At 58.6% G+C, this 24,612-nt stretch carries 17 protein-coding genes and 8 pseudogenes; 9 read left to right on the top strand and 16 right to left on the bottom strand.

What is annotated here, in order from left to right:
- Positions 1 to 95: 95 nt before the first annotated feature.
- From ACNJYD_RS09485 to pimC, 4 genes and pseudogenes are all read right to left on the bottom strand, one after another.
- A complete protein-coding gene (locus tag ACNJYD_RS09485; RefSeq protein WP_439366115.1) occupies positions 96 to 953 on the bottom strand; it encodes a MaoC/PaaZ C-terminal domain-containing protein in 858 nt (285 codons plus the stop codon).
- Positions 954 to 1,167: 214 nt separating this feature from the next.
- Positions 1,168 to 3,381, bottom strand: a complete 2,214-nt coding sequence (locus ACNJYD_RS09480; protein WP_439366114.1) for an acetate--CoA ligase family protein — start codon at positions 3,379 to 3,381, stop codon at positions 1,168 to 1,170.
- A 63-nt stretch (positions 3,382 to 3,444) separates the two neighbouring features.
- Positions 3,445 to 4,607: pseudogene (locus ACNJYD_RS09475) on the bottom strand (acyl-CoA dehydrogenase family protein).
- An 89-nt stretch (positions 4,608 to 4,696) separates the two neighbouring features.
- The gene (pimC, locus tag ACNJYD_RS09470) at positions 4,697 to 5,896 is read right to left on the bottom strand and encodes a pimeloyl-CoA dehydrogenase large subunit (RefSeq protein WP_439366113.1); all 1,200 of its coding nucleotides are present in this window, start codon (positions 5,894 to 5,896) and stop codon (positions 4,697 to 4,699) included.
- 1,280 nt (positions 5,897 to 7,176) lie between these two features.
- On the opposite strand from pimC, the pseudogene ACNJYD_RS09465 reads away from it, so the two are divergent.
- A pseudogene (locus ACNJYD_RS09465) lies at positions 7,177 to 7,314 on the top strand (transposase domain-containing protein); the annotation flags it as partial.
- Positions 7,315 to 8,174: 860 nt separating this feature from the next.
- Positions 8,175 to 9,362, top strand: coding sequence for an IS256 family transposase (locus ACNJYD_RS09460; RefSeq protein ID WP_370090950.1), 1,188 nt, complete (start codon positions 8,175 to 8,177; stop codon positions 9,360 to 9,362).
- Positions 9,363 to 9,555: 193 nt separating this feature from the next.
- On the opposite strand, the gene ACNJYD_RS09455 is transcribed toward ACNJYD_RS09460, so the two are convergent.
- Entirely contained in the window at positions 9,556 to 10,608 is a 1,053-nt protein-coding gene (locus ACNJYD_RS09455) for an ABC transporter substrate-binding protein (RefSeq protein WP_439366112.1), read from the bottom strand.
- Positions 10,609 to 11,186: 578 nt separating this feature from the next.
- Here ACNJYD_RS09455 and ACNJYD_RS09450 point away from each other — a divergent pair.
- Positions 11,187 to 11,422 (top strand): annotated as a pseudogene (locus tag ACNJYD_RS09450) (integrase core domain-containing protein); the annotation flags it as partial.
- 674 nt (positions 11,423 to 12,096) lie between these two features.
- Here the strand turns inward: ACNJYD_RS09450 and ACNJYD_RS09445 are convergent.
- On the bottom strand, positions 12,097 to 13,428 hold the full coding sequence (locus tag ACNJYD_RS09445) for a cytochrome P450 (RefSeq protein WP_439366111.1): 1,332 nt from the start codon (positions 13,426 to 13,428) through the stop codon (positions 12,097 to 12,099).
- Between the two features lie 764 nt (positions 13,429 to 14,192).
- On the opposite strand from ACNJYD_RS09445, the pseudogene ACNJYD_RS09440 reads away from it, so the two are divergent.
- A pseudogene (locus ACNJYD_RS09440) lies at positions 14,193 to 14,612 on the top strand (IS66 family transposase); the annotation flags it as partial.
- A 185-nt stretch (positions 14,613 to 14,797) separates the two neighbouring features.
- Positions 14,798 to 14,927, top strand: a pseudogene (locus ACNJYD_RS09435) (IS110 family transposase); the annotation flags it as partial.
- Between the two features lie 116 nt (positions 14,928 to 15,043).
- Here ACNJYD_RS09435 and ACNJYD_RS09430 read toward each other — a convergent pair.
- The 4 genes and pseudogenes from ACNJYD_RS09430 to ACNJYD_RS09415 form a co-directional block, all read right to left on the bottom strand.
- A pseudogene (locus tag ACNJYD_RS09430) lies at positions 15,044 to 15,732 on the bottom strand (IS66 family transposase); the annotation flags it as partial.
- 13 nt (positions 15,733 to 15,745) lie between these two features.
- On the bottom strand, positions 15,746 to 16,999 hold the full coding sequence (ltrA, locus tag ACNJYD_RS09425; RefSeq protein WP_439366110.1) for a group II intron reverse transcriptase/maturase: 1,254 nt from the start codon (positions 16,997 to 16,999) through the stop codon (positions 15,746 to 15,748).
- Between the two features lie 214 nt (positions 17,000 to 17,213).
- Complete coding sequence (locus ACNJYD_RS09420) at positions 17,214 to 17,348, bottom strand: hypothetical protein (protein WP_256436599.1); 135 nt, start codon at positions 17,346 to 17,348, stop codon at positions 17,214 to 17,216.
- Between the two features lie 201 nt (positions 17,349 to 17,549).
- Positions 17,550 to 17,957: pseudogene (locus ACNJYD_RS09415) on the bottom strand (IS66 family transposase); the annotation flags it as partial.
- 182 nt (positions 17,958 to 18,139) lie between these two features.
- Here ACNJYD_RS09415 and ACNJYD_RS09410 point away from each other — a divergent pair.
- The 3 genes and pseudogenes from ACNJYD_RS09410 to ACNJYD_RS09400 form a co-directional block, all read left to right on the top strand.
- Complete coding sequence (locus tag ACNJYD_RS09410; RefSeq protein WP_439366109.1) at positions 18,140 to 18,919, top strand: CmcI family methyltransferase; 780 nt, start codon at positions 18,140 to 18,142, stop codon at positions 18,917 to 18,919.
- Positions 18,920 to 19,041: 122 nt separating this feature from the next.
- Complete coding sequence (locus tag ACNJYD_RS09405; protein WP_439366108.1) at positions 19,042 to 19,227, top strand: transposase DNA-binding-containing protein; 186 nt, start codon at positions 19,042 to 19,044, stop codon at positions 19,225 to 19,227.
- A 70-nt stretch (positions 19,228 to 19,297) separates the two neighbouring features.
- Positions 19,298 to 19,488, top strand: a pseudogene (locus ACNJYD_RS09400) (IS5/IS1182 family transposase); the annotation flags it as partial.
- A 460-nt stretch (positions 19,489 to 19,948) separates the two neighbouring features.
- On the opposite strand, the gene ACNJYD_RS09395 reads toward ACNJYD_RS09400, so the two are convergent.
- Both ACNJYD_RS09395 and ACNJYD_RS09390 read right to left on the bottom strand, forming a co-directional pair.
- Entirely contained in the window at positions 19,949 to 20,062 is a 114-nt protein-coding gene (locus ACNJYD_RS09395; RefSeq protein WP_439367441.1) for a hypothetical protein, read from the bottom strand.
- A 317-nt stretch (positions 20,063 to 20,379) separates the two neighbouring features.
- Entirely contained in the window at positions 20,380 to 20,514 is a 135-nt protein-coding gene (locus ACNJYD_RS09390) for a hypothetical protein (RefSeq protein ID WP_439366107.1), read from the bottom strand.
- 535 nt (positions 20,515 to 21,049) lie between these two features.
- On the opposite strand from ACNJYD_RS09390, the gene ACNJYD_RS09385 reads away from it, so the two are divergent.
- Positions 21,050 to 21,877: a class I SAM-dependent methyltransferase gene (locus ACNJYD_RS09385; RefSeq protein WP_439366106.1), complete on the top strand. Its 828-nt coding sequence runs from the start codon at positions 21,050 to 21,052 to the stop codon at positions 21,875 to 21,877.
- A gap of 225 nt (positions 21,878 to 22,102) precedes the next feature.
- Here the strand turns inward: ACNJYD_RS09385 and ACNJYD_RS09380 are convergent, their stop codons facing one another.
- From ACNJYD_RS09380 to ACNJYD_RS09365, 4 genes are all read right to left on the bottom strand, one after another.
- Positions 22,103 to 22,162, bottom strand: coding sequence for a hypothetical protein (locus ACNJYD_RS09380; RefSeq protein WP_439367440.1), 60 nt, complete (start codon positions 22,160 to 22,162; stop codon positions 22,103 to 22,105).
- 13 nt (positions 22,163 to 22,175) lie between these two features.
- Positions 22,176 to 22,529, bottom strand: a complete 354-nt coding sequence (locus ACNJYD_RS09375) for a transposase domain-containing protein (protein ID WP_439366105.1) — start codon at positions 22,527 to 22,529, stop codon at positions 22,176 to 22,178.
- A gap of 209 nt (positions 22,530 to 22,738) precedes the next feature.
- Complete coding sequence (locus ACNJYD_RS09370; protein ID WP_439366104.1) at positions 22,739 to 22,948, bottom strand: hypothetical protein; 210 nt, start codon at positions 22,946 to 22,948, stop codon at positions 22,739 to 22,741.
- Positions 22,949 to 23,312: 364 nt separating this feature from the next.
- Positions 23,313 to 24,533: an NAD(P)/FAD-dependent oxidoreductase gene (locus tag ACNJYD_RS09365; RefSeq protein ID WP_439366103.1), complete on the bottom strand. Its 1,221-nt coding sequence runs from the start codon at positions 24,531 to 24,533 to the stop codon at positions 23,313 to 23,315.
- Positions 24,534 to 24,612 lie beyond the last annotated feature (79 nt).

Here is a 24,612-nt window from a genome sequence, read left to right as displayed (position 1 = left end):
GAGGGCTTTGCGCAGGTTTTGCGCGATGCTATTGCTCCCAGGCGATGGGAGATCGACGAGTTTCTCGGAATTATTCCGAGCGGCGACGCCGGATATCAACCAAGCATCGTCATGCCGTTCTTGACAACTGTGACACCGCGTTTCTTCACGCTCGCTTCGAAAGAAACCGCGTTGCCATCCTTCCACATCTCCAGCGTAACAGTCTCCCCGGGGTAGACCGGCGATGAAAACCGCGCCGCGTGCCGCCTGAAGGCGCCTGGATCGTAATCGGCATAGGTCTGCAAAATGCCGCGGCAGGTGATTCCGTAGGTACACATACCGTGCAAGATTGGCCTCGGAAACCCAGCTTGTTTGGCGAATGCCGGGTCGGAATGCAGGGGGTGACGGTCCCCGCAAAGCCGATAGATCAACCCTTGATCGGGGCGCGTGCGAATATCGACGATCCGGTCGGGCGTTCGGCTCGGCATTTGGTGTGGCTTGGGCTGGCGATCGGACGGGCCGCCAAAACCGCCATCTCCACGCGCAAAGTAGGAGGTCACCAGGGTAGCCAGCGGTTCGCCGTGACTGCCCTTCAGCACCGTCCGGAAGCGGATCACTGCCCCCTTGTCCTTGCCTTTGTCGTAGACGGCAATCACGGAGGAATCAGCCGTGATATCCGCAGCGGGCGGAAGTGCGCCGTGAAATGTGATATCACGCTCGCCGTCTAACGCGATGGAGTTCAGATTGAACTCACCCGGTTCAGCGAACCCGGCAGCGACTGAGGCAAACGTAGGCACGACCTTCAGTGGCCGCGCTGTCGCTGTCGCCTCGTTCACGAAAGCGAGCTCCTTCTGGCCCAGGGGATCAGCTCCCATGCCGATGCCAAGAGCGTAAAGCATCACATCGCGATCGCTATAGCTGTATTTTTGGCCAAGTTTCTTCATGGCCATCAGCTCTTCATAGTTGATCGCCATTGTGATCTTTCCTCGCGGCACGGTCTGGTGAATCTATAGCGGTTCGACTGCTGAGGCTGTTGTGGGAGGAGCAAGCGACGATCACTGCTCGGCTTAGATCTGCCTCTAAGCCGAAGAGATCACGTCCGCCGCCTCTCAACTCAATCAGGCGGCGATACCCTTTTCGGCGAAGGTCTCGCTAACTAATTCTTGCAGCTCATCGCTGGCTCGCCCATTAACCTCCTTTGATCTTCTTTTTGACGATCAGGCAGTCAACGGCGGTCAGCCCGGTGCCACTGGCAGAAAGGATGACGGGATTGATATCGATCTCGCCGATCTCGTCTGCAAGATCGGTGCAGAGCGTGCCGAATCTCACAATGCAGTCGGCCAATCCGTCCAAGTCTGTCTTTGCGCTACCCCGCGCACCACGCAGAACAGTCGCGCCGCGCAGCCGCCCAATTGCAGATTGCACGTCGGCCCCATCGTAGGGCGGCAGCAGCACCTGCACATCCTTTAGGGCCTCAACCCAGATTCCGCCCAAACCAAACGCGATGACGGGCCCGAATTGCTGATCGAAAGTCGCCCCAAGCATGATTTCCGGCCCCGGTTTGGCCATTTCCTGCACCACGACTCCGGCGATCATCGCTTCAGGGCGATGAGACCGGACCGACGCCATGATTTGCTCAAACGCCTCCGCTGCTTTTTCCGCTGACGGAATATTCAAGATGACGCCGCCAACGTCCGTCTTGTGCACAATCTCGGCCGACTCGACTTTCATCACCACGGGGAAGCTAAGAGTCTGTGCAATGCGCACCGCTTCGTCCGTACTGGTAGCGAGGGCATCACGCGTGACCGGGATTCCATAGAGCGCGAGCAGACGCTTGCCCTCACGCTCCGTCAGAACGTCGTCCTTCGATTCGCGTACGGTGCGCAATGCGTCGGAATAGCAAGCGCTGCGTTGCCCCCGCTGGGCCGACAGACGATCGCCTGGTTTCCGGCCGCGTTGAAACTCAGCATAGCCAATGAGAGCAGAAAGCGCCTTCAGCCCGGGAGCCAGCCCTTGCAGAAACGGCATGCCTTGGAAATCGGCCCTTGGCTCGACCATCGTCTCCTTTGGATCGAGGGAAGTGTAGAAATGGCCGCCGGCAAGGCTCAATATCGGGAATACGACCTCTGGTGCCGACGCCGCGGCCTGCGACAAAGCTCGTCCGAGGGCCGAGCTCATATCGAGGCACGAAGGGAACCCGCGGCCCCAGATTACCATGTCATACGCGCCAGAGGTGGCAAGCGTGCTCAGTGATTCATCGATGATATGCGTATCATAGCCGCCCTGCGCGGTGAGATCGAGCGGATTACCGACATTGCCGAACTCGGGAAAGACCGCTTCCAGCCGGGCCTTCGCCGCTGCGGGCAGCGGCGGAAACTCTATGCCGTAAGAATCGGCGACGTCAGAGAGAATGCCAGCGGCGGTACCGGAGAAAGATGCAAACGCTACGCGGCGGCCCCGCGGCCGCTTGGTCGAAGACAACGCAACCGCGGTCTCAATCAAATCATCAACGGTATCGACCCGGATGACACCCAATCGCTTCAGAACGGCATCGATCGCCACGTCTGAACCTACGAGCGAGCCGGTATGAGCCAATGCCGCTTGGCGCGCCTTTTCAGAGCGGCCAACCTTGATCATCACGATGGGCTTGCCCTTATCGGCCGCGCGCTCGCAGGCTTTGATGAATTCAACCGGCCGCCGGATCTGCTCGCAGTAAGAGGTGATGACGCGCGTATCCTCGTCATCGACAAAATAATCTATGAAATCTGCGACATCGAGACATGCTTCATTGCCAACCGTGACCACACGGCCGATGCCGATTCCGCGTGCCAGCAATGGCACGATAAGGCTATAAACGAGAGTACCGCTCTGCAGGATGGAGCTAATTCCGCCTGCCTTCATGGTGTGAAAGTCCAGCGGCACTGCCATCAGCCGATTGGCCGCGTTCATCAAGCCGAAGCAGTTTGGACCGACCACTGGGATGCCCGTTCGTGCGGCCCAGTCCATGAGCCAGCGCTGCTTACTTGCCCCTTCCCCAGCTTGCTCGGCAAACCCGCTCGAGATGATCTGAATCGCTCGTACGCCAGCGGCTTCGCAATCCTCAAGGACCTCTGGAATGGCTTTGCTTGGAATGGCGACCATGGCAAGGCCAACGGGATGAGGTATAGCTTTCAAGCTCGGATAGCATCGCACGCCCGCGATCTGCGTGTAACGCGGGTTTACTGCAACGACCTCTCCCGAGAAGCCCCATTTTTTGATGTTGGTGAGGATTTCTGTTGCAAAGCCTCCCTTCTGGGATGCTCCTACGATTGCGACGGATTCGGGCTGAAAAAGCTGGCTGATCCTTGCCGCCGTTCCCTTTTGAAGGCGGTGGTCCTGTGGCAGCACACGATCAACTTGCATGTTCAACTCGTCGGTTCTCGTATTGCGTGACGCCGGCGCCTCGTTTCGGTTGAGGTCCCGGTCCTAACGTTGGATCGCTTGCTCGCCGAAAAGGCCTCCGAGCAAGGCGAGTCGCTGAAGATGGTGGTCGGCATCGCCGAACCAGGTGTCGATCATCGTCACGTGTTTGAAGTAGTGGCCGATGCTGTATTCCATCGTCATACCGATGCCACCATGGAGCTGGATGGCCTGCCGTCCGAGCGCTTTCGATGACTGACCGATCTGCGCTTTTGCCGCCGAGATGGCCCGTTCACGCTCGGTCACATCACCTTCTCCAGCCATCATGGTGGCGCAGAGGGCCATGGAGCGCGACTGCTCGAGTTCAACGAACATGTCGACCGCGCGGTGCTGAAGCACCTGGAAGGAACCGATTGTCGTGCCGAACTGTTTGCGCGTCTTCAGGTAATTGACTGTAATGGCGTGCATTTCAGCAAAGCAGCCGACCGCCTCGGCGCAGAGGGCCGCAACCGCCTCGTCTGCAACTCGAGAGATAATCGGGAAAGCGCCTGTTGGGTCTCCGATCGCGTCAACTGCCGCGATTTGCACGTTCTGAAGCGTGATCTCGGCCGCGCGCAGCCCGTCTTGCGTGGGATAGGCGCGAAGCACAAGACCAGGCGCATGAGCGTCGACCAGGAAGAGGCCAATACCGTCCTTTTCCCGCGTGCTCCCCGCCGTGCGCGCCGACACGATGATCTTGTCTGCTACATCGCCGTGGAGAACGAGACCCTTGGTGCCGTTCAGCACCCACCCCTCGCCATCCCTCTTCGCCCGAGTTTCCACATCGAAGAGATCATATCGTGATTGCGGCTCTGCGTAAGCGAAGGCAAGTTTCATCCGACCTTCGGTAATTACGGGGACGAGATTCGCCTTCTGGGCCTGGTTCGCCCCATGCCGCAAGATGCCGCCTGCGAGCACGACCGTCGCGAAATATGGCTCCAGAATGAGCGCCTTGCCGAAAGCTTCCATGACGATCATTGTCTCGACCGCCCCGGCGCCAAGCCGCCATCAGCCTCCGAAAAAGGAAGCCCGAGAAGCCCGAGTTCAGCATAGCGCGCCCACATCGCTTCGCTGAAACCAGACTTCTCTGCCCGGTACTTGCGGCGATCCTCAAAGCTATAGTGCTCGCGCATCAAGCGCTCGACGCCATCCTTAAGGAGCCGCTGCTCCTCGGAAAGATCAAGATCCACTACAAAACCCTCCTAAAAAACGGGGCCGCATATATGCCCCTCAAACCTTACAACCTGCGCAGTCAGCGTCTTATGACTTTGCTGAAGCGTCAGAGGCCGAGGACGACCTTTGCGATGATGTTCTTCTGGATCTCATCAGAGCCGCTATAGATCGGCACCTTACGTCCGTTGAAATAAGCTGGCGCGATCGGTCCGGCCCAATCTGGACCGATGGACGCCTCCCCTCGCTGAAACTCCTCCTCTGACTGATAAGGCAGCGCGTAAGGGCCGATCACATCCATCAGAAGCTCGGCGGTAGCCTGCTGGATCTCAGAACCCTTGATCTTGAGGATCGAGCTCGCCGGATCCTGGGTACCCTTTTCGCGTTTCGATTGGTTGGCCACGACGCGGAGCTGCGTCATCTCAAGCGCCTTGAGCTGGGCCTCGACCGCGGCGATCTTCTTGCGGAAATCGGCCCTGTCAATGAACCGCTCGCCACCCACTTTGGTGCGCGAAGCGAGCTCCTTGATGCGCCGGATGCGCTCCTTCGAAAGGCCAACACAAGCGATCGTGACGCGCCCGTTGCCGAGGACGAACTTGGCGTAATCCCAACCGCGATTTTCCTCGCCGACGAGATTCTCAACAGGAACCCGAACGTCGTCGAAGAACACCTCGCACACTTCTGGATAAGCGTCGTACAACTGGATCGGGCGCACTGTCACGCCGGGAGACTTGAGGTCAATCAGGAGAAATGAGATGCCCCGCTGCTTCTTGGCCTCAAAATCAGTCCTGACCAGACAGAATATCCAGTTTGAATATTGCGCCAACGACGTCCAGGTTTTCTGGCCATTGACGATGTAGTGGTCACCGTCGCGCACGGCCCGCGTCTTGAGCGAGGCTAGATCGGAGCCAGCACCAGGTTCCGAGAAGCCCTCGCACCACCAGTCATCAACGTTTACAATGCGCGGCAGAAAGTACTTCTTCTGCGCTTCATTTCCGAAGTTATAGATGACGGGGCCGACCAAGTTGATGCCGCTACCTGCCGGCTCCGGCGCCGGCGTCTGACTCACTTCCTCGCCGAAAATGTACTGCTGGACCGGCGACCATCCCGTGCCGCCGTACTCGACCGGCCAGTGCGGGACGGCCCACCCCTTCTGCGCCAGAATGCGCGTCCAGCGCACCTTGTCCTCCCTGCTGGGATGCCTGCCCGCAATCAATTTCTCGCGGATGTCCGCGGGGATTGCGGAGCGGCAGAATGCCCGGACCTCGTCGCGGAAGGCAAGTTCGTCGGCGGTAAAGTTCAGATCCATCGTTGCTTCCTCGTTGCGCGATAGGGCGCGTCGATCCTGTATTTGCAATATACCCACGGCTCCGAAGCCGAAACTCCCTAATCAGGCCGTGCGGAGCCGAAAAACTGCGCGAAACAGCGGAATTCAGAATATTTCGCGCGCCCCAAAGCTGAGTTGCTGTGATCCTCGACGTGATCTCGGCCCAATTTCGCGGAGACGTGCTGCTAATACAGGACGGGCTACGACCGAACGGTAAGCCTCCGTGACTGCCCCTAGTTAACTCGTCTCGGGCGGATGACGATCATGCTTAAGTGGCGTGAGCAACGTTCTGAGACGCCACTTCCGGGACATGAGCTGGTGGATCCGGTCGTTCGACTGAAGCGGGTCGCTTGCCACGCTCGTACGGCATAAGCCTCGCCAGCGCAGCTTCCCTGAGGGCGAGGTGGGCGTGCAGGTACGTCTGCGTCGTCTCGACCGATTCATGACCGAGCCACAGCACGATCACGGAGCAGTCGACGCCGCGCTGTGCCTCAGCACATGCGGTCACACGCCCTTGGCCTTCAAAGACGGACAACTCTTGTGAGCGACACGAACATGCTTTCCCAGCAGCGACTGGACGCTGTCGGCACTGAGCCGGCCCCGTGCACGTTTGGGAACAACGCTATTGCTCCTTTCCGTAACCGTTCCTTGAGCTATGCCTGGAGCGCACACCGAGCGAGTGTGGTCAGCGGAGTAGTCCGCTCCTCCGCCCTTTACCGACGCATCGTACATGTGCGCCAGACCCGAGGTGGACGGCAACTCCTTGAAGATCCGTTCATGCGGGGTGAGAGGCGGTAGCACTGACGGTGCGATCGCGCCTTCCTCGCGCAGCACTGATAGCCATCGCTTGAACGCAGCTTGGTCACCGGGTTCGATAGACTGCCTCCCGCCTCGATGTCGGAGGTACGGCTTAACGACCTGCTCATCGAGATCGACCAGCTTGTAGCGACGGCCCGCAATCCAACTCAGGAGCCCGCCAACCACGTTGAGGCAACGCCACGTGCCGTGCCGAACGAACCTCTTTTCGGCGAGACGAGTGGCGTAGCGCTCGATGAACTGTCCGTGCGCCCGCTTCTGAGACGCCAGTACAGCCGGTTTCTGGCCCAAAGTACTCTTCAACTTACATCTTCAACTTCCATCTTCCTGTTCTCCGCTGTTGAAAGCGGAGGCACAGAACGAACTATGCCGAACCGACCAAACGCCGGTCAGCGAGAAATCTGGGGAAAACGACCCGACTCGGCATAGGTCGGCGGACGGCATAAACCGCGAAGCTCAATTACATCGACCCGCAGGCTTGGCTTGCCGACGTGCTGGCGCATCTACCGGATCACCCTCCCAAGCGCATCCACGAACCCATGCCCTGGAATTGGCGACCTCAGAACATCGCGCAGGCCGCATAAGCGCAGTCGGCTATCCGCTCAAGATGACCTAACCAGTGGCCGTCACCGGACGCGTACGCAGCGCCCGCTTGCCCGCCACCATTGCCGAGTACGAGATCGCTGAACACGGCCGCCGCCCAATCGAGCGACCGTCTCGTCGCTGCGGGGGATGCGCTGCTTCAAGGGAAGCGTTGCATTGATTTGACCGATGAAGCTCTGCTTTGGCAGCGGGTGAATTTTGGTGGAGACGTTGCTTGCTGCCTGAACCGAGCCCAACTTCACTTCCTGCCAGCCGAAGAAGGCTTCTATCGGAATCCGCCCGAGCCGATATACTAGCGTCCGGGGTCGCCAACATGCGATTCCGGTGGACATGCTGACCGAGGATGCAGCCGGTTTCGCTGAACTGCGCGCCAATGCTGCGAGCACCTCCGGCGCCGATCTCGTCAATCTAAACATTAGCCTCCGCGCTGCTCAAGCCCGACAAGCATCTGGCGACTATCCAGTTCCCCTGACACCAGCAGGCTCCGCCTCAGCAAGGAAAAGGGAGGCAGTCAGCGAGGCAATTGGATCTCAGACGTTAGCGAAGCCGGTACGCAGGAATTCTGCACAAGGAGCTCATTTACGCGGCATTTGGTACGGAGAGTCCACCTATAATCCCTTCGAACGCGAATGAGGGCTTTCATGGTCGATGTTCTGCCGCGTTACAAAAGATCTTCAGTGGTTAGCTCTTGGAGAGCACAAGCGAAGCGTGGGTACGCATGTTGGTGCTTGCGCAACAATGGACATACACATGAGCGAGATAACGTACAGAGTCTTTCGCACTTTCAGGATTGACGGCTTCTTCTAGAATGAAGGAGCTTTGAATGAACGATGGGAATGCCATGGGTCAGGTGATCCAAATTGATGAGGCCCGGATTCGAGATCACCTGGGCGAGATGGTCCGCGGGACAGTGGAAGAGACACTGAACGCGATGCTGGAGGCCGAAGCGGACCAGCTGTGCGGTGCTGGGCGGTATGAGCGCAGCCCGGCGCGGCAGGACACGCGGGCAGGCAGCTACGAGCGAACGCTGCAGACCAAGGCGGGCGACGTCAATCTGAAGGTTCCGAAGCTACGGCGGCAAACCTTCGAGACGGCGATTATCGAGCGCTACCGGAGGCGGGAGAGCTCGGTTGAGGAGGCGCTGATCGAGATGTATCTGGCGGGGATTTCGGTTCGGCGGGTCGAAGACATCACGGAGGCGCTGTGGGGCACCCGGGTCAGCCCGAGCACAGTGTCGAACCTGAACAAGAAGATCTATACCAAGATCGAGGCGTGGCGGAATCGCAGGATCGAAGGCGAGCATCCGTATCTCTACCTCGACGGCATCGTGATGAAGCGCAGCTGGGCTGGTGAGGTTCGCAACGTGTCGCTGCTGGTGGCCTCGGCGGTCAATGCTGAGGGGTTCCGGGAGATCCTCGGCATCTGTGAAGGCGCCAAGGAGGACAAATCCGGCTGGTCCTCGTTTCTGCGGCATCTCGTCGATCGCGGTCTCAAGGGCGTGCAGCTGGTGATTTCCGACGCGTGCCGAGGTCTTGTCGAAAGCGTTGCGGATTATCTGCCGGAGGCACGCTATCAACGCTGCATGGTGCATTTTTATCGCAATGTCTTCAGCCACGTGCCGTCGACCCGGGTCCGCGAGGTGAGCCACATGCTCAAGGCCATTCATGCCCAGGAGAGCCGCGCCGCGGCCGACGAGAAAGCCAGGACCGTCATCGCGGATCTGCGGGCCAGCCGTATGGCCAAAGCTGCTGATCTCGTCGAGCAGGCGGTTCACGAGACGCTCGCCTACTATGCTTTTCCGGACATCCATTGGCGGAAGATTCGAACGAACAATCCGCTCGAGCGCATCATGAAGGAGATCCGGCGACGAACCCGTGTCGTCGGCGCCTTCCCCGACGGTCAATCCTGTCTCAACTTAGCGGCGGCCCGGCTGCGGCACATTGCCGGAACGGCGTGGTCGACCAAATGCTACATGAACATGCGACCGCTCTATCAGCCACAACTCTCTGAAACCGGAGCCGTCGCCTGATCAAAAGTGCGAAAGATTCTGGACAGTACCAACGCGATCGCTAGGGCGATCATAGTGGCCGGAGACATGAATATGGCCTGCGCGCGCAGACTGCTCGTTCGGTTCATGGGCGGTTCGTGCGGCCTGATGGGACAACTTTGACGCGCTTCCGGGACGAGCCGAGTTGACCCTTGCCGGCGGGGAAATGCGCAAATCAGGTCATCAGCCACTCCAGGAACCGGCGGCTTACCGCGTCGAAATTATCCGCCCAGTACGCACCATCCAAGATGAGATTATTGGGGCTATTTGGGTCCGGCTGCCATTTTCGCATCTCGGGTGACAACATCCCTGCAGCCGTCTTGGATACCGGTGTGACTGCGATTAGATTATAAAGCCTCGCCTGTACGTCAGGGCGCAGGTAATAGGTGATCAATTTGATCGCGTTTTCCTTGTTGGGCGCACCCTTGACGATTGCAAGACAATCGACATCAATTATGTTCTGCTCGAAGGAGAACGCTAAGGGCACGCCCCCCGAGTCGGTCGTCGATTTGACCCGGCTGGCGTAGCAGTTGCCGAAATCCGCCTCTCCAGTCTGCAATAAAGAGGTCAGCTGAGGAGTGGTCTGCGCCCATATCGTATTCGACTTGATCCGGTCGAGCGCCTTGAACGCGCGATTCAGGTCCAGAGGATAAATGTCTTTCGGCGACACGCCGTCACCGAGAAGAGCCGGCTCCAGCGCTATGGTACCCTTCTTAATCACACGGCGCCCGGGGAACTTTTTCATGTCGAAGAATTCGGCATAATTCGCCGGATGCTTGCCTTGGCCATACTTCGCCGGATCCCATGCAATGCCTTGGGCGAACGTTTCAAACGCCACGTAGTCGCTTTTCGGCTCAATCACCATATCCTGGAGATCGAATAGTGCAGGATCCAGGCTCTCCCAGAAACCCCGCTTGGATCCGGAAGCGGTGTCTTGGCTTCCGCTGAGCCAAACATCTATGTCGACGTTACCCGTGAGCTGTGAGGCCATGATCCGGTCGAGTCCCGGGGCGGGGATAATGTTGACCTTGATTCCCGTTTCCTTGGTGAACGGATCGTACACCGCTTTAACGGTGGCCTCTTGATAGGATCCACCATAATTGCATGTCGTTACTGAATCGGACTTGGCCGCGGCGCGACGAGTCCCGAGCACCATTGGCGCTGCAAAAAGAGTGGCGGTGCCGGCAAGGACGGCCCGTCGAGATATTTCTGTGAAATGTTTACTCACGGACGGCCCCCTTCTCTGAATTATTCTTTATCAAAAATATTGTAACAAAAGGCTTGCGCCTGATTCCGCCAATTTGGCCCGTAGCAAAGCAGATTTGCCGCGTCACGGCACCGACTAGGTGCGGTCATCCTGCATTTCTAGTTTTCGCGCCTTCAATGTGTGACTTCGATCGGCAATGGCTAGGACGCGCAATTGTCATTGGCGATGATTGAATATTGCGCAGGTTGGGCGGTGGAACGACGTCGGCTACCAGGGCGCGCTAATGCGGCATCACTCGGCGCACTGGGCTCCGCCTACCGTTCTAAGCACCCGAAGCACGACCCTTATGTGCCGGCGCCAAAAGTGTAAGGGCAGCTCTGCGGTCCCTCTTTCTATGTTTCCGGGGATGCGATGACGGCCGCCTCAAGCGCTTGCCGATCGATGACGCTGGGATCGAACTGCTCGGGCCCCGTGGCGCATATTTTCTTGTTCCTGGATGGGTGGGGGTCGCTGTTGGCATCGAGCTAGTCGGCGTAGCTGGGCGCACCTCCAACATCCTCTAGAGGATAGCGGCCATCGGCGCGCTCGCCAGTCACGGCATCGCCATCAGCATCGACGGCCGGGCTTCTGCCGCGACAACGTGTTCGTCGAGCGGCTGTGGCGCGGCCTCAAATATGAGGTGCTCTATCTGCGCCTACGACACCGTGTCCGATGCCCGCGTCTCGATCTCTGAGATCTCGACTTTTACAGTGGCCGCCGTCCTTACTCGAGCCTTGACGGCGGCACTCCGGATCAAGCTTACTTCAACCCGCTGCCGTTCCGCGCTGCCGCTTAACTTTGGCAGAATCTCCACTCATCGAGGCGGAATTGCTGTTCAGACAACCGGGACCACCTCAAACCCCTCTGCACACCGACTGGGCTGATTCACCCGTTGACCGATGAGGCGCGTCTCAAAGGTCATCAGCCCCAACGAAGTTCAGTCGAGCCTTCCGTTCACTCAATGAGTCAAATTGCAACGCCCGGGCATAGCGCCTCGGCCAGCCGGACCTTCTCGTGCAACTCGGCGCCAGGTGTGTCATTGAGCAGTATAACAACGCCGCCCTCGTCGCGCTTGGTCGAACACCTCCGACGCGGCTAGCACGCATTGACCACCACCCACGTACTTTTCCTTATCAACTTCGATGCGCATATTCGCAAGCAGCTTCCATTTTCTCTCTCATATCTGATCGAGCTGCTAGGCGGGCCGGTCGTTGGGTGGCCCTGGCACATCGAGGTGCGGTTCGCCGGGTCTGGTATCGTCATAGCTGTCGCGGAGCGACAACGCTCCCGATGGGCATAACGCGACCGCCTGATGAGCGAGGTCTTGCTCGGCGTCACTGACAGCGCCTTCAGTGAGCAGAAGAACTCGACTTTGTTTGCCCCTGGTCGAACAGGTTCGGAGCGGTGAACGCACACATCCCTCCGCCTACACATCGGTCCCGACCCCCAATGATTCTTGTCACCATCTCATCACCAAGTCACGGGCAGTTTTTCCGGCGAGTAGATGTCCCGATCGGTGTGCCAAGGTATATCCTCGGCCGGCACTGCCAGATCCAGATCTGGAAAACGCTGTGCAAGGCGGTGGAGCGCGATCTGGAGTTCCAGTCGTGCGAAGTGTTGGCCGAGGCATTGGTGAATGCCAAAGCTGAAGGTGAGATGCCTCCCTGCTTCCTGGCGCGTGAGATTCACCCGGTCAGGTTCAGCGAAGACCGCAGGATCGCGGTTCGCTGCTGAGAATGAGATGCCCACAGTTTCGAAGGCCTTGATGACGGTGCCACCAAGCTCCACATCTTCCAGAGCCATCCGGACACTGAGTTGTGAAGCGATAGCGAAGCGTAGCAGCTCTTCAACGATGGCGCCGACCGGCGCTGACTGGGTCTTGAGTTTGTTCCACCGATCACGGTCTTTCAGGAGTATGTAGACGGAGAATGCTAAAGTCCTGGCGATCGCCGAGTGAGCTGCCTGCAGCAGGGTAACGGCCGTAGCCACGAGCTCCTCATCGGTCAGCTTACCGCTGCGGACCAACTCGCTGAAAATATCATCGCTAGGTCGCGCGCGCTTCCGCGCGAATACATTCCTCATAAACGCACGAAACTCCTCGTTGATCTCTAGACTACCGTCGGAGGTGGCGTCTTTGCTTATCGCGAGGCCCGTAAGCCGCTCGAAGACATCACGGTCGCTTTCCGGTATGCCAAACATTTCGCAAGCCACCAACGATGGGACTTGACGCGCGAATGCCTCAACCAAATCGACCGGCGGCTGGAGCCGCTCGATCGCGTCCAAACAGCCAGCAACGATTCGCTCTATCCTTGCACGATACTCTCCGGCCTGTCGGACCGTGAAATAGCCCGCAAGCGCGCGTCGAATCCGAGTGTGCTCGGGCGCGTCCTTAAGGAAAAAGGGCAAGTTGCTTAGGGGGCACTCACGGACCGTTCTGAGGATTTCGGGATCCCGGAACGCGTCGGCGAGCCTCCCATCGCTCCGGTAGCGATCAACAAGGGCGCGAAGGGCCTCCGGAAATATCGGGTCATGGGAGATTGCATAATAGGCTTGGGTGAAACTCCCCCCCGGGGGCAAACTTTGCGCCCCAAGCCGAGTGAAACGATGATCACTCAGCACTGCGCGTGCGAGCTCCTGATTCGTCACTAGCCAGCCAGCGCGACCGTCGGGAAACCGAAACCGGCTAAGGGGCTGCGTTTCGCGCAGCTTATTGAGTTCGCTCGTCGGATCGAGCCACTCACGCTCTGCCGGAAGGCGAACCGGTTGGGAGCGCCTGGGGTTGGACGGCGGCAGAGTTGTCATAATCATAAACCTCCCTCTCTGGCCCGCCACGCGAGTGAGCGGGTAAACGCCCTGAGACGCCACCGGCGAGCATGCCAAAACCATATCAAAAATGTGCGCGAGATTTCGCTAAATTGCCCTACGCCAAGGCAGATTTGATGTAGGCGCCAACCATATTGCGCAGGAATGCTGCATGTCCTTTGGCTGAGTCGTGTTGTTGCAAGGCTTGTTAGTCGCGACGCGGTGTGCGTGGCTCAAGTTTCTGCCGGTGACTCGGAGCGATAAATCGAGTGCCATACCGAAGGAGCCCTATTCTGAGTTAGCCGGCAAAAAAGCCACATCCAGATCGGCTGAGCCGGTATGGCCCGCCGTGGGGAAGATGCCAGGCTACCTCTATGCAGATGCTATGTTTCGTGCCCAAGCTGGAGTATGAGCTGCGCGACGAGCACCGCATCTGCAAAGCAAATTGCGCAGCCGCACGGTCAGTATTAATCGGGGGAAGCGCTTCATTGGTTTGGATGGCAGGCCAGCCGACAGCGCCGGACAATGGTTACGATGAACCACCGGCGATCGAATCAAGCTTCCTGCTTGTAGTATACGCCCACGTTGTCGTGCAGAACCCATTGCTGTCCGTGTATTTGAAATAGACAGTCAGGATCTTCCCGTCCAGCGAGAGCGTGAGCGAACCCCTCCCCCATGGGCTTACCCGCCCTTTTCGCCTCGAACGTGATAGTGTTGGCATCAACTCGTTCGAAGGAGTACGTTTCGTCCGGATCTCCACTTACGGCAGCGGTCCGCCGATGGTGGCGTATCGCTTTCAGCCGCGCCGGCCAATGCGCGGTCCGCCATCTCAATGGTTATCGCGGTATCCTGCAGGTGGATGGCTATGCCGCCTATAATAAGTTGGCTCGCCCCGATCGCGGCAATGATGCCATCAACTTGGCTGGCTGCTGGTCACACAGCAGGCGCAAGTTCTACGAGCTGCATGTTGCAGGAAGGTCGAAAGTGGCAACGACGACAGTCGAACGGATGGCAAAGCTCTGGCGGGTCGAGAAGACTGTGCGTGGCCAACGCCCCAACGCACGCGTTGCCGCGCGCCAGCAACCCTCCGCGGCGATCGTCGCGGATCTTTCGACCTCTGGCAGCAGACCTTGCGGCGGATCTCCGGCAAATCAAAACTGGCCAGGGCAATCCGCTATGCCGTCCCGGCTTGTGTGGAATTAGGGACGAGGCAATGACAGCACATTCATGGCAAAGCGCTGCGATCTCTCGCTTCAGCCCATATCCCCTCGGCCCAGCCTCACACAAAACCTAGGAAAGCTACGGCGCCGGAAGTTCTGCGTCTTTGAGAAGCTGCCAGCATGCCTGGGGGGATGGAGGCACGCGGTGCGCCCACTATTGGGCACGCGAGATCGCAGCTCTCGTCATGCGGTCTGGCTCAGACGGCTTATGTCAAACGCTTCGTCAAGCGTGGAAAGACGGATGCGGCGGACGCTCAGGCCATCAGCGAAGCGGTGACCTGAACGACCATGCGCTTCGTGCCGAATAAGGCGGCTAAGCAACAGGGTGCCGCGATGGTGCGTACGCATCCGGCGAGGGCCCCGGCTGGGCCGTTTTGTTGGATGGCTGACCTCGCTTAAGCGGCGTGAGCGACGCTTTGGGGCTGCCAATTCCAAGGCAGCAGTTCGTCAATGTGCTTGGCAGGGTGATCCGGCAGGCGCGCCAGCACGTCGGCAAGCCAAGCCTGAGGTCGATGTCGTTGATTTTGGCGGTAGCGATGAGGTTGTAGATGGCAGCTGCACGCCGGCCGCCCGCGCGCAACCACGCCTGCAGCTCGACCATCAGAGGGCGGCTACGCTCCTGGCGCACACGCAAACGCTCCTGTGCAGCAAGACCGTTGATCTCGCGCTCGATGGCGAACAGGACATCGATGCGCTTGACCGCCTCGGCCGCGATCGGCGCCTTGCTGAGCCGCGCGGGATCGAAGAACTTGCGCCTGCCGTGTGCCCAGCACGCTGCTTCGACGATCGGGCCTGCTTTGCGATTGGCCTCGTAGAGCTTGCTGGACCCTGCATAAGCGTCGGCCTGCATCAGTCCGGCATAACTGGTCAAATGCTGCTCCGGATGCTCACCGCCACGATCCGGCGAGTAGAAGAACACGGCCTCTGGCGGATCTGGCCCGGCAAACGGACGATCGTCGCGTACATAGGTCCAGAGCCTGCCGTTTCGGGTCTTGCCTTTGGCCAGGACCGGCACTGTGGGGTGAGTAGGCCGGAGGGATTTCACCTCCAGCCTCTCGCAGAACCGGGCGTGAGACTCTCGCCTCACCCGGCTCCCATCAGGCAAGCTTGCCGTCATCGCCGAGTTGCCAATGCACAAAGAGCCTGCGGTTCTCACGCGCGATCTTCTCCAGGAAGAGACGTGCGCGTCCCAAGCGGTGATGGAAGCGCTTGTACTTTCGCTTCAACCAGATAGCCAACGTCTGGTTGATGTAGCGCGCCAAAGGATAGAGCGCTGAACGCGTATATTGCCCATAATAAGCGATCCACCCCCTAACCATCGGGTTTAGCTCGCGGGCAATATCGTCCAAAGTCACCTCGGTTCGCTTGCGAAGTTTCAAGCCTCGGATCGTCGCTCGCATGGCATTCAGCGCTGGTTTGCTGACCGCCGGAGTGAACCCGCAGAACATCCTCTGCGAACGCGTCCCCAGGACCGATCGCGGCCGGAAGCAATAACCGAGAAAGTCAAACATAACCGTCTCAGTCTTGCCCCGGCGTCGGTCGTCCTTGCAGTAGACGATCCTCGTCTTCGTAGGATGCAGTTCCAGGCAGCACTCCGCCAGCCGAGCCTGGAGCGCTTCGCGAACGCTTTGCGCCTCCATCTCATTCCGACAATGTACCAACCCGTCATCCGCATACCGACACCACCTGAGATCGGGGAACATCCGTGCCATCCAGAGATCAAATGCATAGTGCAGGAAGAGGTTGGCGAGGATCGGGCTCACCACGCCCCCTTGTGGGGTACCGCGGCTTCGCTCGATTATCGTTCCATCCTCTTGCACCATCGGCGCTGTCAGCCATCTTTCAATGTAGAGCAGCGCCCATGCGCACGTCACATGTTTCCGGACGGCCCGCAGCAGAAGCTCGTGGTCGATGTTGTCGAACAGTCCCTTGATGTCGAACTCCAGAACCCAATCGTACTTCCAGCACCGCTGTCGCGTTACGCCTACGGCATCGAGAGCCGATTTACCGGGTCTGTAGCCGTAAGAATCCGCCAGAAAGATTGCGTCGAGAGCCGGCTCAATTAGTTGTTTGACAACCGTCTGTGCCACGCGGTCTGCCACAGTGGGCACCCCGAGGATCCTTTGGCCCCCACTCTTCTTTGGAATGGAGACGGCGCGAACAGGCGGCGGAAAGTAAACGCCTGAGCTCATGCGATTCCAAATCTTGTAGAGATTGCTCTTCAAGTCGGACTCGAACTGCTCAATCGTCACTCCGTCGACACCGGCTGCGCCACCATTGGATCGCACCTGCAGATATGCTTCGTACACCTCTCTCTTGTCGATGTTGAACGGTTTGCTCGGCTGGTTCACCGTCGTCCTCCTGTTGTCAGTTGCGCCGGTGGCCAGCCCTCCTGATCCGATCCCTTTGCTCCGGCCCCATTACGAGCCTTCGTCGCTAATACGGATCGGTCCGTCCCAGTGCTCCGCGTTGGTAATCTCGCCTCGCGGTCTTCTCCGCTTGTGCTTCTCCCTTTCCATCGGAGCGACTGGTTCCTGCAGTTCCGCGGCAGCGCCTGCATCCGATTCACGCCCCCTCAACGCCGGTCGCCGCCCGCCCGGTCATCAGGCTTCCGGCGGGCTCATCCCAGAGGGACGACACACCTCTGGTTTTGACGACGATTTCCACGTTACGACGGTTCATCGGCGGGTTCATTTTCATTCGTCTCTCGGACGCCTATCCGTTCGGGTATTCCCGACCGTTGGCTTCAACGCTCACGACCGCGCCTCTTAAGCGAAGCCGCTTGAAGTGATTTGGGACCCACTCCTGAAAGTCGATCCCGAGGGGCCCACCCTCATCGCTGCCACAGCTTGTGCACACAGATTTTCAGATCATCTCGATCATCCTTTCCGTGTGCTTCTGCAGCACACTGTCGTCCGCGTGGATGCGTTCGGCCGCAAAGACATGGCTCCGGATCGCGTCAACCAGCGGCATCAGGGTTGCCGCGGAGCCTCCCACTCAATCCGCCAGCGTCGAGACATCGAGGTCGATGCTTTCACGCTGATAGACGTCGCTCTGACGATTGAGCGGCAGGTGCAAGCCGTACTTGGCGAACAGGACATGGGCCAACAGCTTGGGCCCTGCACGCCCGCGCGCGATCGGGTGCGAGGGAGCCGGCGGCTGGGTGATCGCTTCGCAAGCCCGGCAGACGAGCTTCTCGCGCACGTGCTGGATCACTTTCCACTGGCGCGGAACGAGTTCCAGCGTCTCGGGCACATCCTCGCCGACCTTGCGCAAACGGCTATCGCCGCAGCATGGGCAGGTCGCAGGCCAACTTTTGTTGGACCACCATGTCCGACTCATGATGCCGATGTCCCTAACCCGACAAAGCGCGCTAACCACTCCAAGGAGCGTACGCGCAGCTGTGCGATTCTCACTCCTTTCAAGCGGGACCCGGGAGTGGCACGCCGCTTGCTGGATGAGTAGGCCCATACAAAGCGGAAATAGTTTCCATGAAACTCGCTTCCGGATACAAAGCCTTCCGTGATGCCATCCACAATAACTACCCCGATGAACTGAGACCCGGCGGACTCGACGGAAATCTAAATCAGCCGATCTTCGATGGAATGAACGCCGTCCTCGAAGCTGATCATTCTGACCGCTTTGCAAAGCCATCTGATCGGTGGTGGATGACCTCTATCTACCCGTGGAGCCCTCTCAAACGCAACACAAAAGCTGGAGCCTTGGCGCAGACTTACAGAGGGCTGATACTTCTCAAGACTCCTTTTGATCTGGCTGTGTATCCAAGGCTCGTTTGGGAACTTCAGCCAAGGACAATTCTAGAGCTCGGTTCATATCAGGGTGGCAGCGGACTGTGGTTCGCTGATAATATGTCTGTGCTTTGTGAGAAGCCGGGTGAAGTTCACTCCTTCGATTTGCGTACCAAATGTGTCCATGAGGATGCAATTAGGCATCCACTACTTACCTTTCATGAAATTGACCTTTCTGATGTCGCCAACTTCGATGAACATTTGCTGATGAGGCTACCTCATCCCTGGCTTGTGATCGATGACGCTCACGTGCAAATATTTTCGATCTTTTCTTACCTCAACAACTTTCTGGTGTCAGGAGATTACTATGTAATCGAAGACAATCCTGTGCACGCAAATAGGGAGATTATCGATGGCTTCCAGTTGATTGAGCAATCAGGATTCTTGATTGATACTTATTACACAGATTCGTTTGGGACGAATGTTACTTGTGCGTCAAATGCCTGGCTTCGAAAGTCGTAAGCCTGCGACGAAACTTTCAATTACCCACAAATGCTTGATCCGATGGCGGCAGTCCTGATCGGAAAAGAATTGGATGAATCGCTTGTGATTCATTGTCGGGCATCTGAAGCAAGGTTGCCTTGATGTGTATAAGCAGAACGGGGTGTCGCTGCTTGGTCGTCCGAATGATGGTGATAAGTGCCGTCGAACAGTTCATGTGCCAGGACTGGGCGAACACGAAGGCGGCCTACCTCTTCTTCGCCAACGAGCGCGTGGAGGAGGCCGAAGTCCTCAGCGGCCACTTCCCCGCGACGCGCGCGTTACGATGATTGTAGAGGCCCGATCCTCCTTGTTCAGGACACGACGGAATTCCCCTACCAGCGCGCGAACACGAGCACACACGGCGTCGGGCTGCGGCAATCCTATTGTCGCGGGCCAAGGCCGCGACGATGATGGCTTCCCGCTACGTGCAAACAGTTCAGGCGGCATCAGCGACAGTGCGTATCCTGCGCAGTCGGCTCGGCCGGATCATGCGCGACATCCGCCGCAAAATCGAGGGCCAGCCGGCACTGGAGTCGCCGGGAGCCCTGCGATATTGACATGGAGGCCTTCACTCCGAACTCGTAGGGCGTGGCGGCCTTGCCCTTGCCGATGCACTCCACCTCCCGGGCATAGAAGGAATAGAGCTACCAGCCGCGCAGACGAATGAAATGGCCTCGTCGGATTCTTCATCAAGTCGCAGGCCAAGAGCACGGGCCGGTCCTCACCCGGCCCTGGGCCGCATGCTGCGCCCGCTTAACGCGTTGGGACGCCATGCAGATGGGGTAGAGCTACGGCAGTTTCGGCGTACGGGCAAATCTCGATTTCGCCGAGAGGCAGCTCCCGCGACCGCTCCAGCTCCCCAAGAACAAGATCGAGCGCGCGCGACATCCTCCGGATCCGGTCTTGGAGAGCATCACTCCGATGACCAGTGCAGTTAGGGCATCCAGCATGCACCCCAGCTCGCCACCCGTTGAGCCTCACAAACAACCCAATGGGCTTAGCGCGCAGCTACTTGATAGCGTGCACAACCGCAGTGCGAGCCGCCGGTTTTTCAGCTAGCTCTACAGAGTCCTCCAAGCCGAGGATCAGAGCATAGGAGCCATATTTGGGCGCCTTTAACATCCAATCGAGCTTGTGTCCCGGGACGAAGAGCATTGAGCGACAACACTTAGCGTCGCGAAAAGTCTGAGGCATCTAGCCCCTTAAGGCCTCGGTTTCACTGGTCCATTGCTTCTATAACGAGCGTTCGTTTGTTTTGATGCAATTGGCCTGACTTGGAGCCCAATTTCAGCGCCGTAAAGGCATTTAAGAATTTGTTCGGTTAGTCCGATGATCCGCATTTTTCCGGTCGAACCAATGCCAGAAGCTCAGATCCTTCGGCCACAAGCAGGCAACCGTCCGCCTTATACGTCATATTTGTGCGGCATCAGCTGTTGACCTTACAATCCCGCCGTTCGCTCGCCCCGGTAGACAACCACGCCATGGGCGTCAGTCTTCATCTTCGCAGCGGACATCCCCATTTCTATGGCAGCAGAGTCCTTCAAGGCGGCATTGTCCAGCATGGCGTCGGCCAAGAGCTGAATTCCACGCTCTCGTCGACCAGCTCTTCAGCGGCTTCGCTTGCAACACATCTAAGTCTGACTTTCGCCTTAGAATTCCAGAAGCTGGCATCTGCTAACGCCATGCTTGAGGCAATTGGGCACAAACTCAGCTTCGTGCTTCTTTAACCCCGATCTTTTGCTCGTCCGTAATGGGACTGCGCTTCGTACTCTGGCCTTCTTGGCCAAAGCGAACTGCAAGCTGAGTTAGCCGGCGGGGAAAGGACACCGTGTTTAATTTCTCCGCGCCGCGCTCCTCGCCATTATCCTCACAAATGCCGAACACCTCGCAATTATGCGGGCAGCCGGTTAATGCAGTAGCACCTTTAGCAGGCGTTCTCCAAAGTTTGTGCCCGTCAACTACCAGGCTCGATCATTGAACTTCGCGACGGACAGCGCAAGTGTTTCTTCGCGACCGGAATTTTCCGCTATCGCACCTTTGGTGGCTTTGGCCGGTCGCTCCCCTTGAGCAGCGAGTGCAATAACCTAGACCAGATGTAAGGAAGCGAGGATGACCGTAGCAAGTGACGCCTTCCGTGGTAGCGCGCCCTACTATGCCCGGCACTGGAAGACCTATCCGGAAGACTTATTCAGATCCTTGGTCAGGGTCTGCGGGCTAACCACAAGAAGTCGCGCAATCGATCTTGGCGCCGGCACGGGACAGGCCGCTATTCCCTTGGCCCGGTGGGTCGCGGACGTACTGTTCGTCGATCCAAGTGATGAAATGGTCGTAGAAGGGAAGCGAATGGCAGAAGCAGCGGGAGTCACGAATATAGATTTTCTCGTTTCGAGAGCGGAAGACCTAGACGAACGAATATCGTCATTTGACATCGCAACAATTGCGGGCTCCTTCCACTGGATGGATCGAGAGGCGGTCCTGCAAAAGTTGGACAAAATGATCAAACCGGGCGGTTGCGTCGCGGTCATCTATCCCAAGCTAGATCGCTCGGAACCTGGAGAATGGAGGAAAGCATTGATGAACGACCTCATTGAGTTCTGGGGAGGGAGTTGGCCGGGACTACCCGTGCAGCGGACCCCTCACCGAGAAGTACTTCGTGATTCCAATTTCGGCGAAATCACAGAGCTTCGTCACGATATCGAGGCGCGCTGGAATATCGAGGATCTTCTTGGCTGGGTCCACGGAACGTCCTTGGGTTCACCCGTCAGCCTCGGAGATCGTCTTGACGAATTTAGGAGTCGTGTTCGTCGGCTGTTACTGTCATACTCGCCGTCTGGCTTCTTTATGGAACGGGGTTACTGCTCGACGTTGCTAGGGCATAGGTTTTCGGACGAAATCGTCGGCCGTGAAGAACATCGATTTCGGCCCCAAACGAACTGAACTCCAACTTGAGAGCTGGGCAAGGGTTGGATCCAGTCAGCGAGTGACCGCCGAAGTTGCCTCTGCTGCGGCTGGGACGTGCCGATAGAGTCGTCCCTTCGCGGTACCAGAGCTACTTGCTGCTCACCCGGTGTTCGGATTGAATTGGCAGATAATCGGCTCAATGGCCGAGCGCAGAGCAAGGAACGTTCAGGGTCATCGTTCGCACGCCCGGCAGACGAGCTTCTAGCGCACGTGCTGGATCACTTTCCACTGGCGCCGAACGAGCTTCAGCGTCTCGGTCACGTCCTCGCCGATGTTACGCAACCGGCTGTCGCCGCAGCATGGGCAGGTAGCAGGCACCGGATAGACAAGGCGCTCTCGTGGCAGATGCTCCGGCAGCGGCCGGCGGACCGGCTTGCGGCGCTCGAACGATGGCACCGTAATCTTGTCGACTGCGGCCCTCTGCCGCGGTCTCGGCCTGCGCCGCGTTCTCCTCCAGGTCGGCGAGCTGCAGCTCGAGCTCGTCCAGCAATACGCCGCGCTCGGAGGACTGACCGAACTGCTCATGACGCAGCTTCTTGATGGTGAGCTTGAGCTTCTCGATCAGCAATGTCCGCGCCTGGGCTTCGGCCTCCGAGGCCAGGCGAGCTGCCCGCTCGGCGCGCAGCATCGCCTTTCAGGGTGGTCACAATGTCCGGGAGAGAACCAGCGGCGCCCATCGCCGACCAGAATCACAAGACGCGGTCCCTGTCCGGACTGCCATTCCTGCCATCGATTCAAATTGCAGCGATCACGCAGCCGCTTGCGGGCGCCACGTGCGTTGCGGCATCCGCCAGTCAATACCCTCGAGCAAGTAGCCACGCTGGGCTGGGGTGATGGTCACCACGCCATCAGCCGTCGCGCGCTCCAGCCGCTTTGCATAGAGCGACATACCGAGCCCATCGTACAAGGGATCTTGATCAGTTTGCCGCTCTTGCCAAGGAACACATAGAGGCCGCCGCCGTGCGGATCGCGCAAGGCTTCCTGCACCAGCAGGGCCAGCGGAAGTATAAGCGCGGGTTCGACCTTGAAGGCGAGTGTAATTATCATCCGTTGCCAATTACCAGGTAATCGGATCCGTTGATCCGGCGATTACCGTGGCTATTCTTGGCTAGGGACCGCTCTCTGGGCGCCAACGTTAAAGCGTCATCAGAGCGAAGGATTGCAGCGGGTGAGAGAACTCAGCTGGCTAAGCCCGCCAACGACGGTTTTCGCACTTCCTATTCGTCGCCGCTTAAAGGAACCTCGCTGCCGTGCGTGCCAGCGACCGCCTCGTCCGCGTCCCTTCGGCGGAATTCGTCAACGACGTTCGGTACAGAGATACGCTTGCCGGCGCCCCCGCCCTGCTGCATCCGCCGGATGGGCGGAGCCCCAATGTCCGATGAAATAACTCAGCGCTGTAGCCAATTGATGCCTAGGCTAGCACGCTGTTAAGATCGAAGTTCTCGTCCGCTGCTCTCTCTGGAGCGAGTGAACGGCCAATTCCAAGCATTCGACGGCCAAAAATGTGGTCCGATGCGCGGTTGACCGACTCGATGCCAACAAGCTTGCCGGCCTTGTAGCAAAACACTGAGAACGCCTTCCGCGCTGGAGTGCCACGCAGAACAACCTGATCATAACCGGTTATCAATCCCGCAATCTGCAACTTGCTATCTCCTTGATCGCTCCAGAACCACGGCTGACCGTCATAGGGTTTCTTGTGCCCGACCAAGCGGGCAGCCACGCAGCGCGCCTGATCCATCGCATTCTGCACTGACTCCAGCCGCAGTGAGTCGCCGAATCGCGAGCAGGTGAACAGTGCACAGTCCCCGATCGCCGAGATGTTCGGATCGGCGGTCAATAGATACTCGTCGACGACGACGCCTGACGCGACCGGCAGACCGGCTTCCGCTGCGAGCTCAATGTTTGGCAGAACGCCCACACCGACAACGATCAAACAGGCCGCCAAATGCCGGCCGTCGCTCAACGAAACGCCCGTGACCTTGGTTCCATCAGCCTCAATGCTGGTGGCATGCACGCCGAGATGAATGCGGATGCCAGCCTCGCGGTGCCCAGTCTGAAAGTAGTCCGATACTTCGGCCGTCACGGCGCGCGCCATGACGCGCGGCGCGAGCTCGATCACCTCGACCTCCAAACCTTTGTCGCGCGCGACGCTGGCGAACTCAAGCCCGATGAATCCCGCGCCGATAATTACCACGCGCTTTCTGGATGGAAGAACGCTGCGCAAGGCCTCGCTTTCATCGAGGGTGCGCAAATATCTTACATCTGGCAGATCGGCGTTCGCAAGGTCGAGCAGGCGATTGCGCGCGCCCGTTGCCAGCACGACGTGGCCGTAGTCGAACGACGCGCCGGACGCAAGCAACAGCTTTCGGTGCGGGCGATCGATCGCGACGACACGGCCTTGAATGATGTCTATACTTCCCTCGTGATAGAAACTAGCTGGCCGGAACAGCAGGCTTTCCGGACCTACGGAGCCATTGACGTAAGCTTTCGAGAGCGGCGGCCGCTGGTATGGCGGATGCGCTTCGCCATTGATAAGATAGACGCGTCCCTTGAATCCGAACTGGCGTAAGTACGCGGCGATGTGAAATCCCGCATGGCCCGCGCCGACGATAATCACCGGGCCGTCCGTCATCGGAATAGCCGCAGGAGCCTACCACAAGAGCTACCCATGTCCTCTTCTCTCCACTAAATTTTGCTTGGTGGGCGCCGCG

Origin of the sequence: Bradyrhizobium sp. SPXBL-02, from assembly GCF_051853065.1 — a bacterium.
GTDB lineage: Bacteria > Pseudomonadota > Alphaproteobacteria > Rhizobiales > Xanthobacteraceae > Bradyrhizobium.
Note: the sequence above shows the minus strand (reverse complement) of the source record. Positions and strands in the feature narration are given on the sequence as shown.